The organism is Nakamurella panacisegetis (assembly GCF_900104535.1).
GTDB lineage: Bacteria > Actinomycetota > Actinomycetes > Mycobacteriales > Nakamurellaceae > Nakamurella > Nakamurella panacisegetis.
Window position 1 is genome coordinate 1,334,125 of sequence record NZ_LT629710.1, and the last position, 16,123, is coordinate 1,350,247.

14 protein-coding genes are annotated in these 16,123 nt (G+C 68.6%); 2 read left to right on the plus strand and 12 right to left on the minus strand.

Going from position 1 to position 16,123, the window contains the following annotated elements:
- Window positions 1–61: 61 nt before the first annotated feature.
- From BLS97_RS05840 to serS, 5 genes are all read right to left on the minus strand, one after another.
- Complete coding sequence (locus BLS97_RS05840) at window positions 62–2,083, minus strand: beta-galactosidase (protein ID WP_090481459.1); 2,022 nt, start codon at window positions 2,081–2,083, stop codon at window positions 62–64.
- A gap of 56 nt (window positions 2,084–2,139) precedes the next feature.
- Window positions 2,140–3,081 (minus strand): carbohydrate ABC transporter permease, encoded by a 942-nt coding sequence (locus BLS97_RS05845; RefSeq protein WP_090475046.1) that lies wholly within the window; start codon window positions 3,079–3,081, stop codon window positions 2,140–2,142.
- Window positions 3,078–4,016: a carbohydrate ABC transporter permease gene (locus BLS97_RS05850; protein WP_197676427.1), complete on the minus strand. Its 939-nt coding sequence runs from the start codon at window positions 4,014–4,016 to the stop codon at window positions 3,078–3,080. The genes BLS97_RS05845 and BLS97_RS05850 overlap by 4 nt, the downstream gene beginning before the upstream one ends.
- A gap of 90 nt (window positions 4,017–4,106) precedes the next feature.
- On the minus strand, window positions 4,107–5,513 hold the full coding sequence (locus tag BLS97_RS05855) for an ABC transporter substrate-binding protein (RefSeq protein WP_197676428.1): 1,407 nt from the start codon (window positions 5,511–5,513) through the stop codon (window positions 4,107–4,109).
- A gap of 360 nt (window positions 5,514–5,873) precedes the next feature.
- Complete coding sequence (gene serS / locus BLS97_RS05860) at window positions 5,874–7,139, minus strand: serine--tRNA ligase (protein ID WP_090475051.1); 1,266 nt, start codon at window positions 7,137–7,139, stop codon at window positions 5,874–5,876.
- Window positions 7,140–7,206: 67 nt separating this feature from the next.
- On the opposite strand from serS, the gene BLS97_RS05865 reads away from it, so the two are divergent.
- Window positions 7,207–7,554, plus strand: coding sequence for a metallopeptidase family protein (locus tag BLS97_RS05865; RefSeq protein WP_090481462.1), 348 nt, complete (start codon window positions 7,207–7,209; stop codon window positions 7,552–7,554).
- A gap of 117 nt (window positions 7,555–7,671) precedes the next feature.
- The gene (locus BLS97_RS05870) at window positions 7,672–8,634 is read left to right on the plus strand and encodes a carbohydrate kinase family protein (protein WP_090475053.1); all 963 of its coding nucleotides are present in this window, start codon (window positions 7,672–7,674) and stop codon (window positions 8,632–8,634) included.
- Window positions 8,635–8,672: 38 nt separating this feature from the next.
- Here BLS97_RS05870 and BLS97_RS23745 read toward each other — a convergent pair whose 3' ends face one another.
- The 7 genes from BLS97_RS23745 to BLS97_RS05905 form a co-directional block, all read right to left on the minus strand.
- The gene (locus BLS97_RS23745) at window positions 8,673–9,938 is read right to left on the minus strand and encodes a TerD family protein (RefSeq protein ID WP_090475055.1); all 1,266 of its coding nucleotides are present in this window, start codon (window positions 9,936–9,938) and stop codon (window positions 8,673–8,675) included.
- Window positions 9,939–9,966: 28 nt separating this feature from the next.
- Entirely contained in the window at window positions 9,967–11,586 is a 1,620-nt protein-coding gene (locus BLS97_RS05880) for a TerD family protein (RefSeq protein WP_157695215.1), read from the minus strand.
- Window positions 11,586–12,968 (minus strand): TerD family protein, encoded by a 1,383-nt coding sequence (locus BLS97_RS05885; RefSeq protein ID WP_090475057.1) that lies wholly within the window; start codon window positions 12,966–12,968, stop codon window positions 11,586–11,588. The genes BLS97_RS05880 and BLS97_RS05885 overlap by 1 nt, the downstream gene beginning before the upstream one ends.
- A gap of 217 nt (window positions 12,969–13,185) precedes the next feature.
- On the minus strand, window positions 13,186–13,833 hold the full coding sequence (locus BLS97_RS05890; protein WP_090475059.1) for a DUF1707 SHOCT-like domain-containing protein: 648 nt from the start codon (window positions 13,831–13,833) through the stop codon (window positions 13,186–13,188).
- A 35-nt stretch (window positions 13,834–13,868) separates the two neighbouring features.
- Window positions 13,869–14,558 carry a histidine phosphatase family protein gene (locus BLS97_RS05895; RefSeq protein WP_090475061.1) on the minus strand — a complete coding sequence of 230 codons (690 nt, stop codon included), beginning with the start codon at window positions 14,556–14,558 and terminating at the stop codon, window positions 13,869–13,871.
- Complete coding sequence (gene pheA / locus BLS97_RS05900) at window positions 14,555–15,502, minus strand: prephenate dehydratase (RefSeq protein ID WP_231988383.1); 948 nt, start codon at window positions 15,500–15,502, stop codon at window positions 14,555–14,557. Before pheA ends, BLS97_RS05895 begins: the two co-directional genes overlap by 4 nt.
- Window positions 15,503–15,520: 18 nt before the next feature.
- Entirely contained in the window at window positions 15,521–16,078 is a 558-nt protein-coding gene (locus tag BLS97_RS05905; RefSeq protein ID WP_157695216.1) for an AAA family ATPase, read from the minus strand.
- Window positions 16,079–16,123: the final 45 nt, after the last annotated feature.

The window sequence follows — 16,123 nt, forward strand, 5'->3', positions numbered from 1 at the left end:
GGCTCCCCTTCCGCGGATCGGTTCGTGGGCCGGCGATGGCCCGCTGTTGTCGGACCCACGGCTACGCCGGCGTCCGCGCGATCACGGCGACCGCTCCCGGTTCGAGCAGGCGCCCGAACGGCCATGACTCGCCGGTGAGCAGATCGGTTCCACCGTCGATGTCGATCGGGACCGCTTGCGCGGCCCGGTTCACCACGAACGAATAGGTGGCTGACGGTCCCTGCCGGACGACGACATCGAGCCCCGGCGGCCGGTCCGGCACCGCGATTCCGGCCTGTTCGCACACGGTCCGTAACAGCCGCCCCAGCGATTCGGTCTCCGGTGCGGTGCCGAGGTACCACGCGGACCCGGCTCCGGCGGCGCGACGAGTGATGGCCGGCTGCCCGGGGAACGGGCCGTCGACGAATTCGCTGATCACCTCGGCATCCGTCGCGGTGATCGACTCGGTCCAGATCGAGGCGGTCGAGGTCGCGCCGCCGGCATCGAGGAGGGTGACCGTGCCGCCGGCGAGCAAGGGCGAGAACTCCTCGATCCGCACGCCGAGCAGTTCGGCGAAGGCGCCCGGATACCCGCCGAGCCGGATGTGGTCGTTCTCGTCGACGATGCCCGAGAAGTACCCGACGACCACCGTGCCGCCGCGCTGCGTCACGGCCGCGAGATTGGCCGCGCCGGGGTCGGTGCAGAGGTACAGGGCGGGCGCCAGCACCAGGTCGTAGGGGTCGAGATCGCCGTCCGGGTGGACGAAGTCGCACACCACCCCCTGTTCCCAGAGACTTCGGTGCCACCGGCGGACCTGGGTCATCATGTCCACGTCGACACTGGGGTGGGAGTCGAGTTCGACGCCCCACCATGCGTTCCAGTCGAACGCGATGGCGACCTTGGTGGTCACCCGGCTGCCGGCCACCGGCGCCAGCGCCTTCAGGTGGGCGCCGAGCTGGGTGACCTCACGCCAGCGGGCGGAGTCGGTACCGGCGTGCGGCAGCATGGCCGAGTGGAACTTCTCCGCCCCGGCCTTTGACGCGCGCCACTGGAAGAACAGATCGCCGTCGGCACCGCGGGCCAGGTGGGTCAGGCTGTCGCTGATCATCTGGCCCGGCACCTTGGCCGGGTTGCGCGGCTGCCAGTTGACGGCCGACGTCGAATGTTCCATGAGCAGCCACGGCGCACCGTCGGACAGGGAGCGCATCAGGTCGCCGGACATCACCAGGTCGTGGGTGGCCCCGCCCGGCCCGAGTCCGTCGACGATCCGGTAGTGGTCATTGCTGATCAGGTCCTGCTCCTTCGCCCACGCGAAGTAGTCGAGCGGCTTGAAGAAGGACATGAAGTTGGTGGTCACCGGCTGCGGCGCCCGCGCCCGGATGACGGCGGCCTCGGCCCGGAAGCAGTCCAGCAGTTCCTCGGAGGAGAACCGCGCGAAATCGAGTTGCTGGGTCGGATTGGCGAATGTGTTGTACGACGGCGTGCGCGGCGGCAGGATCTCGGCCCAGTCGTAGTACCGCTGGCTCCAGAATGTGGTGCCCCAGGCGTCGTTCAGGGTGTCGAGTTCGCCGTAGCGGGCCTGCAGCCAGCGCCGGAAGGCGACCGCTGATTCGTCGCAGTAGCAGGCCCAGTTGTGGCAGCCGTACTCGTTGTGCACGTGCCACATCGCGACCGCGGGATGGTCGGCGTACCGGTCGGCGATGGTGGCCGTCAGGGCCGCGGCGGCCGTTCGGTATTCCGGCGACGAGGGGCAGAACGACTGGCGCCCACCATAACTGCGGCGTACCCCGTTCACGTCGACCAGCAGGGATTGCGGATACTGCCGGGAGAACCACGGGGGTGGGGTGGCCGACGCGTTGGCCAGGTCGACCGCGATGCCACCGGCATGCAGGCGGTCGATGATCCGGTCCAGCCAGCCGAATTCGTACAGGCCTTCCTTCGGTTCCAGCAGCGCCCACGAGAAGATGCCGACCGAGACCAGGTTGACGCCGGCCTCGGTCATCAGCTCGATGTCTTGCGGCCACACGCTTTCCGGCCACTGCTCGGGGTTGTAGTCGGCTCCGAAGGCGAGCCGTCCCCCCAGCCGCCGGGTCAGCCGGTCCATGGACGCGATGAAGTGGGCGCGGCCGCCCCGAGGGGCTGCCGCGGTGCTGGAATCCGTCATCCCTTGTTCGCTCCCAGGGTGAGCCCGGCGACGAACTGCCGCTGCAGCACCAGGTAGACGATGAGCACGGGCACGGCCGACAGCAGTGCTCCGGCCGCGAGTTCGGTGTAGTTGGTGGCGAACTGGCCGTTCAGGTTGTTCAACCCGGAGGTGATCGGCAACCGGTCGCCCTTCTGGATCAGCAACAGGGCCCAGAAGAAGTCGTTGTAGATGAAGATGACCTCCAGGGTGGCCAGGGCGGCCAGAGCCGGACGGCACAGCGGCAGGATGATCTTCCAGTACTGCTTCCAGATGCTGGCCCCGTCGACCTGCGCCGCTTCGGTCAGTTCGATCGGGAGGGCCTTCATGTAGTTGCTCATCACGAAGGTGCAGAAGCCGAGCTGGAACGCGACGTTCACCGCGATCACGATGTAGTAGGTGTTGATGAACGAACCGGAGTCCGACACCGACAGCGGCAACGGCGTGTGCTTGGCGATCTGGAACAGCGGCGTCGCCAGGACCTGTTGCGGCAGCAGGTTGCCCGCGGTGAACAGGATCAGCAGCGGCACGTTGAACCGCCACGAGACCCGCGACAGTTTGAAGGCCGCGAACGAGGCCAGGATCAGGGTCAGGATCACCGCCGGAATGGTGATGATCGCCGAGTTGAGGAAGAACTTCGGCAGCTCGGCGTCCTTCCAGGCACTCACGTAGTTGTCGAAGCTGTACCGGCCGCCGACCGAGAAGAACGAGTGGTTGTCGAAGTAGTCCAGCGGTCGCAGGGACGTGTACACCGTCCACAGCAACGGGATCATCCACAGCACGGCCGCCACCATCAGGAAGATCAGGATGCCGATCCGGCCGCCTTTGCTCCCCCGGGTCAGCGGTGATCCGGTGGGAACGACCGGCTTCTTCGGCCGGCGGCCGGACTGCTGGTCGGTCGGCACGATGGTCGAGGTCATCGCTTCTCCTCCTTGAAGGCCTGGCTCAGGTACGCGATGATCGGGACGAGGGCGATGACCAGCAGGATGACGGCCAGGGCCGAGGCGTAGCCGACGCGGGCCGCCGCCCCGCTGTTGGTGTAGATCATCGTGGCCAGCAACTGCAGGCCGTTGGTGCCCTTGTTGATGATGAAGACGATGTCGAAGGCACGCAGGGCCTCGATCACGGTGATGACGACGATGACGATGTTGATCGGCCGCATCGCCGGGAAGACCACCCGGAAGAAGGTCTGTCGCGAGGTGGCCCCGTCGATGGCGGCCGCCTCCCGAAGGGACGGGTCAACGCCCTTCAGACCGGCCAGGTAGAGCACCATGATGTAGCCGATGTGTTTCCAGCTGGCCGCGACCAATGCCGCCCAGAGATTGATGTTCGGATTTCCGAACCAATCGATATTGGTGTGGAAGACGCCGTTGATCAGACCCTGGTCGGGCGAGAAGATCAGTTGCCAGATCACCCCGACCAGGGCCAGGGAGAACATCACCGGCAGGAAGAAGATGCTCTGCATGATCTTGCTGCCGGGCAGTTCCCGATCCAGCAGGACCGCGAAGAAGATGCCCAGCGGGGTGGCGATGAAGGCCAGGAAGGCGAGCCAGATCAGGTTGTGCCGGACGGCCGGCCAGAAGTTCGGATCGACGTTGAAGACGTCGGAATAGTTCGTCCCGCCGATCCATTTGATCTTGGAGAACGCACCGACCCCGTTCCATCGGGCGAACGACAGGATGATCGAGCCGATGGCCGGGAACCACACCAGCACGGCCTCGATCAGGGTCGGGATGCCGATCATCAGCGCGATGACGACCTTGTCCCGTCCGGTGAGCCGATGCACCCGGCGCTTCCGGTCGAGCGGTTGCTCGATCGGCGACGGTGGCGCCGGGGTCTGCTGCGTTGCAGTCACAATCGCACTCTTTCCTGCTTTGGTCACGCCATCGGAAGCCATTTCCGTGGTGTCCGGCCGACGTTCCGCCGGCCGGACACCACGAGCGAACTACGAGGTGAAGATAGTCTTGGCCTGGGCTTCCAGACTCTTGGTGACCGCGTCGGAATCGCCGTCCTTGAGGAACTGCTGCAGCGCCGGAATGACGACTGGGCTGGCGAAGTCAGGACGGCTGTCACGATCCAGGAACTGCGAGATCGTCTTGGCCGAGCTGATCAGCTCGACCGCCTTCTTCTGCAGCGCCGTGTATTTGGCGGTGCTGGCGGTCTTGTTGGCCGCGACGTTCGACGGGTCGCCACCGAGATACAGCAGCTGGGCCTCGGGCGAGGCCAGGTAGGTCAGCAAGGCCTTGGCCTGGGGGCTCTCGCCCTTGCTGCTGAGCAGGAAACCGTCGATCGGCGCCTCGACGGCGTCCATGCCGACGTTGGAGTCGACCTCGGGGAACGGGAAGAAGTCGATGTCGGTGTCACCGGCCGGGAACTGCTGGCCGACGAACATGCCGAGCAGGTACATGCCGGCCTGCTTCTTGACCAACGTCTGGGCTGCTTCCTGCCAGGTCCGGCCGAGCGCGCCGGTCTGCTGGTACGGGAACAGGGACTTCCAGGTGTCGAAGACCGTCTTGACCTTCGGGTCGGTCCATGACTCCTTGTGCGAGGCCACCAGGTCCATGTGGAACTGGTAGCCGTTGATGCGCTGGTTCAGGTAGTCGAACGTGCCCATCGCGGGCCAGCCGTCCTTGTCGGCGAAGGCGATCGGCGTGAGGCCGTCCTTCTGCATCTTGGCGGCCAGCGTCTTGAGCTCGTCCAGGGTCTTCGGGACGGTGTAGCCCTTGGCCTTGAACACGCTCGGCCGGTAGAAGAACGCCCAGGGGTAGTTGTAGAACGGGATGAAGTACTTCTTGCCGTCGGCCGCGGTCGAGGCGGACTTGAAACCGTCGGAGTACTGGTTCTCGATGCCCGACCAGATGTCGTCGATCGGGGTCAGCAGACCCTGGGCGGCGAAGAACTGCATACGGTTGCCGGCGAACCAGGTGAACACCTCGTCCGGGCTGCCCTGCAGGTAGTTGTTGATGTTCTCCTGGAACGAGTTGTGGTCGACCGTGTTGACCTTGACGTCAACGCCCTGCGCCTGCTTGAACGCCTTGAACACGCTGGCGTAGGCCGCCTTCGGCGTCGCGTCGGAGGCGTTGGAACCGAAGGTGACGCTGCCACCGATCTGGGCCGCGGCACTGCTCGAGGACGAGCCGGCGGCGGAACTGCTCGCACCTGAGGCCGCGGCGGACGTGGCCGCGGCGGGCGTCGATCCGGCGGCGGCGGCACTGGTGGTGCCGGCGCTGGTGGTCCCGGCACTGGTGGTCGTGCCACTCGAGGACGTACCGGTACAGGCCGAGAGGATCGGCAGAGCAGCGGCACTCGCGGCGCCGGCCCCGAGAATCCGCAGCATGTTCCTGCGGTTCACCGAGTTTCCGCGCAAGATCGAATCAAAGCCCGAATCAGTCACCATTGACCTCCAGATCATCGTGGATCGACTGTCGACCCTGAAGTGGACAAAACTTCCCATCGTTTGATGGTGAAGTCAACACACGCTCTCGTCACGGATGAGTAACGATCAGTGACCCACACCACACGGGTGGCTCGGGTAGCCCATTCGGCGCAGGTCGGAAGGGGAAGGGCCGTCATTCAGTGGCCGATCGACGGCTGATGGTCCGAACGGGTGGCGATGTTGAATCCAACGTGATTCACCGGGTGGCTCAACGACAACGTCCTGCACCCGGACGCTAAGGCGGCCTCGTGCAGGACGTGAGGTGGTGGCGCTCGGCTACCGGACGGGTTCGAGGACCTCGAGGCCGCCCAGCCCGGGCTGCAGGGCCTTGGGCACACGCACCGAACCGTCGGCCTGCTGGTGATTCTCCAGGATGGCGACGATCCAGCGAGTGGTGGCCAGGGTGCCGTTCAGGGTGGCCGCGATCTGCGGCTTGCCGTCCTCGTCGCGGTACCGGACGGACAACCGCCGGGCCTGGAACGTGGTGCAGTTCGAGGTGGAGGTGAGTTCGCGGTAGGCCTGCTGAGTGGGCACCCAGGCCTCGCAGTCGAACTTCCGCGCGGCCGACGTCCCCAGATCCCCCGCGGCCACATCGATGATGCGGTAGGGCACCTCGACCGCGTCCAGCATCTCCCGCTCGAAGCCGAGCAGCCGCTGGTGCTCGGCCGCCGCGTCCTCGGGTTTGCAGTAGGAGAACATCTCGATCTTCTCGAACTGGTGCACCCGGAGGATCCCGCGGGTGTCCTTGCCGTAGGAGCCGGCCTCCCGGCGGAAGCAGGACGACCAGCCGGCGTAACGGGCCGGACCCGCGGACAGGTCGATGATCTCGTCGGCGTGGTACGCGGCCAACGGCACCTCCGACGTCCCGACCAGATAGAGATCATCGTTGGCCAGCCGATAGACCTCGTCGTTGTGCTCACCCAGGAAACCGGTGCCGTCCATCGACTCGGGCTTGACCAGCACGGGCGGGATCATCGGGACGAATCCGTTGGCGATCGCCTTCGACATGGCCAGGTTCAGCATCGCCCACTGCAGCTGCGCGCCGACCCCGCGGAGGAAGTAGAACCGGGCGCCGGAGACCTTGGCGCCACGTTCCATGTCGATGGCCCCCAGCCGCTCCCCGATCTCCAGGTGGTCCTTCGGGGTGAAATCCAGGGTCGGCGGGGTGCCGACATGCTCCAGGACCACGTAGTCCTGCTCACCGCCGGCCGGAGCGCCGTCCTGGATGACGTTCGGAATGGCCTTGTGGGCCGCGACCAGAGCGTCGTTGGCTGCGTTGGCCTGCGCCTCGGCCGCTCTGACCTGGGCCGCAAGTTCCTTGCCGCGCTCCAGCAGGGCCGGTCGGTCCTCTTTCGCCGCCTGGCCGACGGAGCGGCCGAACGCCTTCTGTTCGGCCCGCAACTCGTCCGCCGCCGAGACCGCCGCACGCCGCGCCTGGTCGGCCGACAACAGCACGTCCACCACCGACGGGTCGGCCCCACGAGCGATCTGGGAGGCGCGGGCGACGTCAGGGTTCTCACGGAGGGTGCGCAGGTCGATCACGCTGTTGAGCCTAACGGTGGACGCCGGCGGAACCGAACCCGCCGGCGGAACCGGCATCATGGAGGACATGGCGGTGACGATGTCGAACGAGGAGTTCGAGGAACTGGTGTCCGAGGCGCTCGACCTGATCCCGCGCCAGTTCGCCCGGGCCATGGACAACGTCGTGGTCCTGGTCGAGGCCCATCACCCGACGCGCTCGCTCTACGGTCTCTATCACGGCATCGCCCTGACCTCGCGGACCTCGAACTACTCCTGGACCCTCCCGGACACCATCACCATCTACCGCGACCCGATCCTGGCGCACGCGAGCGACGTCGAAGCGGCCCGGGAACAGGTGGCCACCACCGTGATCCACGAGGTCGCCCACCACTTCGGCATCGATGACGACCGGCTGGACGAGCTGGGCTGGGGCTGACGTCCCACCTGGGGCGGAGCGACGTCGCGCTGCACCGCACACCGGGTCAGGCGGCCCACTAGGCTGGCCGGGCACCGCCGTCCCGGCCCCGCCCGTTCCCTCTGCCCCAGGAGTCCGATGCCCACCATCGCCGTTGTCGGAGAGGTCGTTGCCGACGCCGTTCTACCGCCGGACGGAATCGTCGACGGGGCCGCACATCTCACCGTGCACCCGGGCGGTGGCCCGGCCAACTTCGCCGTCGCCGTCTCCCGCCTTGGCACCACCGCCCGGTTCGCCGGCCGGTTGTCCACCGGTGCGCTGGGCAGCCTGTGCCGGGACAAGCTGGAGGCCTCCAATGTCGACCTCAGCGCATCGGAGGCGGCCTCCGAACCAGCCACGCTGGCCATCGCCCGCCTCGACGCCTCGGGCGCGGCGAGTTACGAGTTCTACACCGACGGCACGGCCGACTGGGCGTGGACCGACAAGTCGCTGGCGCCGTTGGTCGACGGCCCGTTCCCGAGCGACGAACGGCCGCTGGCCATCCACACCGGGACCCTGGCCCTGGCTCTTCAGCCGTCCGGGCAGGTCATCGAGAATCTGCTGGCGCGGGCCCGGGCCCAGCTCACCATTTCGGTCGACCCGAACCTGCGGACCCTGCTGGTCCCGATCGAGACGTACCGGGCCGTCATCGACCGGTGGGCCGGCCTCTCGGACATCGTCCGGTTGTCCGAGGACGACCTGGTACAGCTGTGGCCCGGTCACACGCCCGAGCAGGCCGCCGCACACCTGCACGACCTCGGTGTCCCGCTGGTGGTGGTGAGCCTCGGGGCTGATGGGGCCTTCGGATCGCTACGCGGCGAGTCGGTCCGGGTCCCGATCGCGCCAACCGACCTGGTCGACACGGTCGGCGCCGGCGACTCGTTCCACGGCGGCATGATGCACCACCTGGCCGTGGCCGGGCACCTCGGCGGCCGGCTGGATCGGCTCGACCTAGCCGGCCTGACCGAAGCCCTGGCGTTCGCGTCGCGCGTGTCGGCGATCAACTGCTCCCGCGCCGGGGCGAACCCGCCGTGGGCCTGGGAACTGGCCGATCAGCGGTAGCTCGCCCCGATCAGCGGGCGGGATCGAGGGTCGTCGTCTCAGAAGGTCGTCGGCAGGAAGGGCACGGCGAGTTTCGCGGCCTTGCCGGGCATGCGCGCCTTGATGCCCTCACCTATCGCCTGTAGTTTCCAGATCCCGTCGCTGCGGTACAGCGCCGCCATCACCATGCCGGTTGTGTTGTGCCCCGAACCCAGGTCGTACCGGACCAGTTCGGCGTTGGTGGTGGCGTCGACCAATCGGCAGAACGCGTTGCGAATGGCCGAGAATGCCTGCCCCTGGAAAGAGGTGATGACGAACGCCACCGTCGTCACCTGGGGCGGCACCCGGGTCAGGTCGACGCCGATCACCTCGTCGTCGCCTTCTCCCTGACCGGTGAGGTTGTCGCCGAAATGATTGATCGACCCGTCGTTGCTGTGCAGATGCGTGAACGAGACGGTGTCGAACTCCTTGGCGCCGACGTACATCACCGCGGACGCGTCGAGGTCGATCGACCCGCGCCCCTGCATCGGGTCCCAGCCCAGCCCGAGCCGGACCTGGGTCAGCGGACCTCCGTCCTCCTTGCGGAGCGAGACCTTCTGTCCCTTCTGCAGATCGACTCGCCCACCCTTGCGGAGCGAGATCTCGCCCGGCCGACCGGGCGGCGGTGCCCCCGTCGTGGACGGGGGCACGTTGACCGGCGGGGCCGACGGCGGTGGGAAGGCGGCGGCCGGGGGAGGCAGGTCGACCGGCGGGGCGGCCGGGGGCCGGAAAGCAGCGGCCGCCGGCGGCGGATAGGCCGATGCCACGGGCGCGGCCGGCGCGGGTTCGTCGTCGACCGACACCCCGTGGTCGGTGACGAGCGCCGCGAACCCACCCGCATAACCCTGGCCGACGGCCCGGACCTTCCAGTCCGTCCCGCGGCGGTACAGCTCGAGGGCGATGACGATCGACTCCGCCTGCAGTCCGGTGATGGTGAAGTCCGCCACCACATTCCCGGCCGCGTCGCGCACTCGCGCCGTCGGAGGGGCGACGTCGCCGAACCGCCCGTTCTCCAAGGTGATCACGGCCCGGATCTGCGCGATCTCGGGCGGTACCGACGCCGGGTCCACGACCAGGCGCCAACCCTCCCCGGCCTCCGGGGCCAGACAGCGGACGCCGGGCCCGACGGGCTGGTTGAAGAAGATGAAGTCGGCGTCCGACCGGACCTTGCCCGAGTCGGTGACCATCAGGCCGGACAGGTCGGCGGCTGTGGCGACGTCGACGGTCACGGTCACCGGACCGCCCGGAAGCGGCGCGTTCTGGCCCTTGCTCAGTGTCGAACCCATTTTCCAAGCTCCTTTGCTGACGGCGTTCTCAGGGATTGAAGACGATCGACGAGAAATCGGTTGGCCCGTAGTCGGGCGTGAAGGTCCAGGGCAGCCCGACCCAGCCGTCGGTGATGGCGTCGCCGTTCCCGGGCGCCAGGCGCAGGGAAGCACCGAGAATGTCCGCCGCCGGACCGGCGCCGTCGGCCGCGCCGATCAGGATGACCTGGGTCAGCCCGTCGCGGATCAGGTACCGCAGGTGGGTCAGCTCGGACGGGTCGAAACCCGTTGGTACATCCGTGATCACCAGGAGTGCGGGGCGACCACCATCAGGTAGGGCGTCCAGCGCTCCACCCTGGCGGGCCATCTGGATCAGGTCGGCCCGCTCGACCAGTCTCCGCAGGAGATCGGCCCGCTCGGCCCGGTCGGTGGCTACCGGTCCACCCAGGACGGGCCGGCCCGGCCCGAGCAGGTGGCCCAGCGCGGCCATGAGTTCGCCTGACGGGTCGGCCAGATGGAGGCGGATCGACGGATCGGCGGCCAGGATCCGCAGGACGAGAGCGCGGGCCATGGCGATCGGGCCGCCGTCGATGGCGGTCGACGGGTCGCTCGCGCCGAATGCGTCCTGGGGCTCGACGGCCGGGATCGATCGGTCGAGCCAGATCGGCCGGCGCAGCGGCAGGGCCAGCAACAGCGGAACCCGCAGGTCGGGGGCCTCAGGCAGATGCAGGGTACCGGCTCGCACTCCGGGGGAAGGCGAGATGCACCCAGGCCTCCAGGCCGGGGCGCCCCACGGAGCCAGCGCGGCGGGCAGCGTCGGCGTCAGGCCGGCGAGTTCCCGCGCCAGTACGTCGACGTCCCGCCGGTGGTCGGCGCTGGCTCGTCCGACCAGATCGGCGTAGCGATCGTCGGCCGGCCCTCGCATCGGGTTTCCACTCGCGCGGGATCGGGGGTCGTCCAGCACGGATTCCAGTTCACGCTCGCGCCGCTGTTCGGCGAAGGCCACCGCCGAGCGATAGCCGGCCGCCGACCGCGCCGCGTCCTCGAAGATGGAGGTGAGCACCCGGAAGACCCGCTCGGGCTCGGACGTCCCGGGCGGAGGCGGAGCGACGCCGGGCGGTTCGCCCCGGCCCATGGCACCCGTCGACGGGGCGGCCACCGGCGAGGTCGGCGTGTGTGTCGGCTCGTCCGCCACCACGACCCCGTGGGCGGTGGCCAGAGCGGCCAGACCCCCGTCGTAGCCCTGCCCGATGGCGCGGATCTTCCACGACCCGGACCGGCGGTAGAGCTCGAAGAGGATCACCGCCCGCTCCTCGTGGTGCGCCGCGAAGGCGAACCGGAACACCGGCGGCGCCGGAAGCTGCGCGGCTGTGGCGGCCAGCGCTCCGGCGGAATCGAACGGCAGCGCGTCGGGATCCACGCTGGCACAACAGATCACTCGGTCGACCTCCGCCGGGACGGCTCCTAGATCCAGATGCAGGACGTCACCCGAGAGCGCCACCCCCGAGATGCCGGGCTGGTTGTAGAACACGAAGTCGTCGTCGCCCCTGACCTGTCCGGTCGGCGACAGCAGCAACGCACACACATCGATGGGCCGGTCGGCCGACACGCCGATCTCGATCGAGAGCCCGGTGAGGGCAGCGTTCTCGCCCTTCGCCAGCTCCCGCACTACACGAACCGGCCCAGTTGGGGCAGCGCGTCGATCGGCGTCCTGGCCTGCATGCCCTCGCCGATCGCCTGCAGCTTCCAGTTGACGCCGTCGCGGTAGACCTTGGCCATCACCATGCCGGTGAACGCTCCGCCACCACCCAGGGTGTACCGGGCGAGTTCACCGTTGTTCGACTGGTCCACCAAGCGACAGAAGGCGTTCTCCACCTGCTCGAAGGTCTGACCCTCGTAGGAGGTGACGATGAAGACGACCGCCGTGACGTGAGCCGGAAGCCGGGTGAGGTCGACCATGATCGACTCGTCGTCACCGTCGCCGGCCCCGGTCCGGTTGTCTCCCAGGTGCTGGACCGAACCGTCCTTGGACGTCAGGTTGTTGAAGAAGATGACGTCGATGGGCTGCTGATCGGCAAACATCAGCGCCGAGGCGTCCAGATCGATCTCGACCTCCCGGCTGCCGAACATGCTGCGCTTCTTGATCGGGTCCCAACCCAGGCCCATCCGGACCATGGTCAGCGCGACGCCGTCCTCCTTGCGCAACGAAACCCGTTGCCCCTTCTGCAGACTGACCGACCGTCCCTTCACCAACGACACCTCGCCCGGCACCGCTGCCGGCGGTGGTGGTGCCGGCGGGGCGGACGGGGGCGGATATCCCTGCGGGGCGGACATATGGCCCGGGGGCGGCGAGTGGGCCGGTGCGGGCGGAGGTGGCGGATAGGACGCAGCCGCCGGTGCAGGGGACGAAGCCGGCCCCTGATGGGCCGGGGGCGAGTAGGCCGGAGGCGCGTAGGCCGGAGGCTGATAGGTCGGTGCCGCCGGTTGACTCGGCGGTGCCGGTTGACTCGGCGGTGCCGGTTGACTCGGCGGTGCCGCGCCGTCGTCGACCGATACACCATGATCGGTGATCAACGCGGCCAGCCCGCCGGCGTAACCCTGACCGACCGCGCGCACCTTCCAGTCCGCACCGCGCCGGTACACCTCGAGGACGATGACGATGCTCTCGCTGGACAACCCGGTCGCCTCATAGGTCATCAGCACCGATCCGGCGTCGTCGAGGACCCGGGCCACCGCCGGCGCAAAGGATCCGAAACGGCTGGCGGTGTCCTCCAGCGCGACCACGACGCGGACCTGATCGATCCCGGCCGGCACCTGAGGGAGGTCCATCTCGATGCGCCACGGCCGCCCCGGCTCCGGTTGCCGGCATCGCACACCGGGTCCGTCCGGTTGATTGAAGAAGATGAAGTCGGCGTCCGAACGGACCTTCCCGCCGGCGGTGACCAGCAGGGCGGAGAGGTCGGCCGGGGCGGCGAGATCCACCGTGACGACGATCGATGTGGCTCGCAGCGGCGCGTTCTGGCCCTTGACCAGCGTGACTGGCGCAGTCATTCGACAATTCCTGCTCTCTCGGCGGCCGTCCGGGCGTCGGTGACGCATCACGAACCGGGCGGCGCCGTGGTGGCGGTCCGGGGATCAACTGCGAATCTAGCCGGTCAGCCCGAACGGCGGGCGGGATTGCCCGCCCCGCCGTGACATGACCATCGGCAACGCTCGCGAAGGATCAGATTGACGAGCGCCGATTACCAGTGCTTTACCAGCCGGAAACCTACCGGCCGAACAGGCCGGCCCGCGGATGCCGGACGGAGATCGAGCCACCGGTCTTCAAGCCGGTCAGGTGCAGGTCCAGGACACCGCCGCCACCGGGCGGGATCTTGTTGTTCACGCTGCCACCTCGCATGGTGAGCCCGTCGAATCGGACGGTGCCCCCGCGGGGCAGCACCAGTTCGGTGGAACCGCCGAAGTTGGAGCGGAACTCCACGACGACGCTGCTACTGGTCAGCGTGGCCTGACTGAAATCCAGCCGGGTGCTTGCACCGAAGCCCCCGATGACGATGTGCGCCGGCACCAGCCAATGCCCCCGGAACGAGCGGGATCCCCAGCCGGTCAGTTCCATGACCGGCGCCGCCCTCGCGGCCGGCGCCCCGGAGTATCCGGGCCCGACCGCGTCGGTCCGGCGAGTGGCGGTGGTCGCGTCGCTCACGCTGCGCCCGGCCAGTTTCAGGCCCGGAAGGTCGACCAGGACGGCGTTCAGATCGGCCCGCGTCCTGGAGACGATCACCTGTTCGCTGCGGCGGCTGTACTCGGCCAGGTCGATCAGGCCCCGTCCGGTCGCCTTCTCCAAGAGGGCGAGGACGTGCGAGCGCTCGTCGTCGGAGACGCGCAACTGCTTCGGGTCGATGCCCGGGCCGGTCATGGCTTCAGGATATCCACGCGGCGGATCGGCCGAGGTCAGGGGCTACCCGGCACCGGGATGGTCTCGTCGAACGGATCGTCGTCGGGGGCCGAAGCGGCGTCCGGAGCCGCCTCGCGGTCGAGTTCGGCGCCGGACCACGAGACCACGGTCCAGCCCTCCACCAGGTCACCCTCGAGCACGACGACCCCGGTATTGCGCAGCGCATGCTCGGCGCCGAAATCATCCGGCAGGTTGACCGCCCGGACCGACGCCCACAGGCGGTTGATGGCACCGTGGGCGACCAGCGCGGCGCCGTCGACGCCGGAAGACGCGACCTCGTGTACCACCCGGTCGAACCGTTGCAGCACATCATGTCCGCTTTCTCCGGCGGACCCGGGACTGCGTGCGTCGAACCGCCCGGCCATCCACTCGCCGATCAAGGTCAGGTAACCGCGGACCGCGTGCTCGTCGTCCAGCATCTCCCAGTCGCCGGCCGCGATCTCGCGGATGTCGCCGCGGATGTTGACACTCAGCCCAAGCCGGTCGGCCAGGGGTTCCGCGGTCTGCCGGGCCCGGGTCGCGGTGGAGGCGTAGATCGCCTGGATCGGCTCACCGGCCACGACATCCGGTACCAGAGCAGCCTGGGTGATACCGAGCTCGGTGAGCCCAGGACCGGGCGGCGCGGTGTCCAACAACCCGAGGACGTTCGACGGGGTTTGACCGTGCCGGATGAGCACCAGTCTCATGACGTCACCGGGCCGGGATCGTTGACGGCCAGAATTCGTGACACCGATTGCACGGCTGCATCATACGTCTGAGCCGTGGCGAAACTCGGTGCGGGAACGTTGGTTCCGGCCATGCGCGGATAGGATCCCAACCAGCGCATCAACGCCGACCGCCGGATCAGCGCAGCCACCATGTCGGCCATCGCCGGATCGGCGATGTGCCCGTCGGCGTCGATCAGGAACACGTACTCGCCGAGCCGGCTACGGGTCGGGCGGGACTCCAGTCGGGTCATGTTGATGCCGCGACCGGCGATCTCGGCCAGCACGCTGAGCAGGGTGCCCGGCTCGTTGTTGACCGAGACGATGAACGACGTGCGGTCGTTTCCGGTCGGCGGCGGCGGAGGCGTGCCCGGCGTCCGCAACAGCACGAACCGGGTGACGGCGTCACGCACCATTCCGATGTCGCCGACCAGAGTGTCCAGCCGGTAACGGATCCCGGCCACCGGAGCCGCGGCGGCCGCGTCGATCTCACCGTCGGCCACGAGCGCCGCGGCGGCCGCGGTGGAAGTGGTGACGACGATGTCGACACCGGGCAACTCTGCCGCCAGAAAGTCCCGGACCTGGGCGTGCCCATGCGGGTGGGAGCCGACCGTACGGATATCGGCCAGGGTGGTTCCGGGCCGCACCAGCAGATCGAAGGTGACCGGGACGAACGCCTCGGCGTGCACCGTGAGCGGCTGTCCGTGGGTGAGTTCGTCCTGCGTGAGCGGCACCGCACCCTCGACCGAATTCTCAAGCGGGACACAACCGGCCTCCACCTCGCCCGACCGCAGGGCCTCGAGCACGGCCGACACACCGCCCATCGGAACGAGTTCCACGGCGGCGTCGACCCGGCCGAGGATGGCGCTGACCGCCGCTTCGGTGAAGGTGCCTTCCGGCCCGAGGTAGGCCCATCGCTGCGTCACACCCGTCACCCTATGCGGTCATCCCCGGGCCACCAGGCCGGCCACCCGGACCGCCTCGGCCTCGGGATCGGCCGATCCAGAGGCGGCGAGGTGGTCGACCACCGGAGGCGGGACGGCCGGTGGGACCACTCCGGGCTGGGCCGTCCGGTCCCGGGCCAGATTGCGGGCCACCCGACGGGCCAGCGCGATCTCCGGTGACACGGTCACCCAGACCAGTTGCACCTGCGCGCCCCCGACCTGTGCGGACAGCCGGTCCCAGGCGACGGGATCGGAACACTCGCGGGTGAACGGAGCGATCATCACGACGTCCCGCCCGATGCCGGTGTTGTCGGCCGCCAGATCGAGCAGGCACTCGTAGCGCGCGTCGCGGACCGGTCCGCGAAGCCCGGGATGGTCGAGGTCGTCGCCCGCGCCGACCAACCGGGCCAGCTGGGCCATCAGCGGGTTGGTCGCCACATCCTGGTCCAGCACCACGGCTCCGGTGTGCTGGGCCAGCGCCCGTCCCAGCGTGCTCTTGCCGCTCCCGGGTGGCCCGGCGACGACGTAGACGATCGGGCGCGGGCGGGATGGGTCCATGGGCGCATTGTGCCGGATGCGCACGGCCCGGCCATGAGCAGCGTT

Coding starts and splice junctions, on each gene's coding strand:
- BLS97_RS05865 (WP_090481462.1), top strand. CDS start 7,207: ATGGCGGTGACGATGTCGAACGAGGAGTTCGAGGAACTGGTGTCCGAG.
- BLS97_RS23745 (WP_090475055.1), bottom strand. CDS start 9,938: ATGGGTTCGACACTGAGCAAGGGCCAGAACGCGCCGCTTCCGGGCGGT.
- BLS97_RS05890 (WP_090475059.1), bottom strand. CDS start 13,833: ATGACCGGCCCGGGCATCGACCCGAAGCAGTTGCGCGTCTCCGACGAC.
- BLS97_RS05870 (WP_090475053.1), top strand. CDS start 7,672: ATGCCCACCATCGCCGTTGTCGGAGAGGTCGTTGCCGACGCCGTTCTA.
- BLS97_RS05905 (WP_157695216.1), bottom strand. CDS start 16,078: ATGGACCCATCCCGCCCGCGCCCGATCGTCTACGTCGTCGCCGGGCCA.
- BLS97_RS05895 (WP_090475061.1), bottom strand. CDS start 14,558: ATGAGACTGGTGCTCATCCGGCACGGTCAAACCCCGTCGAACGTCCTC.
- BLS97_RS05845 (WP_090475046.1), bottom strand. CDS start 3,081: ATGACCTCGACCATCGTGCCGACCGACCAGCAGTCCGGCCGCCGGCCG.
- BLS97_RS05840 (WP_090481459.1), bottom strand. CDS start 2,083: ATGGACCGGCTGACCCGGCGGCTGGGGGGACGGCTCGCCTTCGGAGCC.
- BLS97_RS05885 (WP_090475057.1), bottom strand. CDS start 12,968: ATGACTGCGCCAGTCACGCTGGTCAAGGGCCAGAACGCGCCGCTGCGA.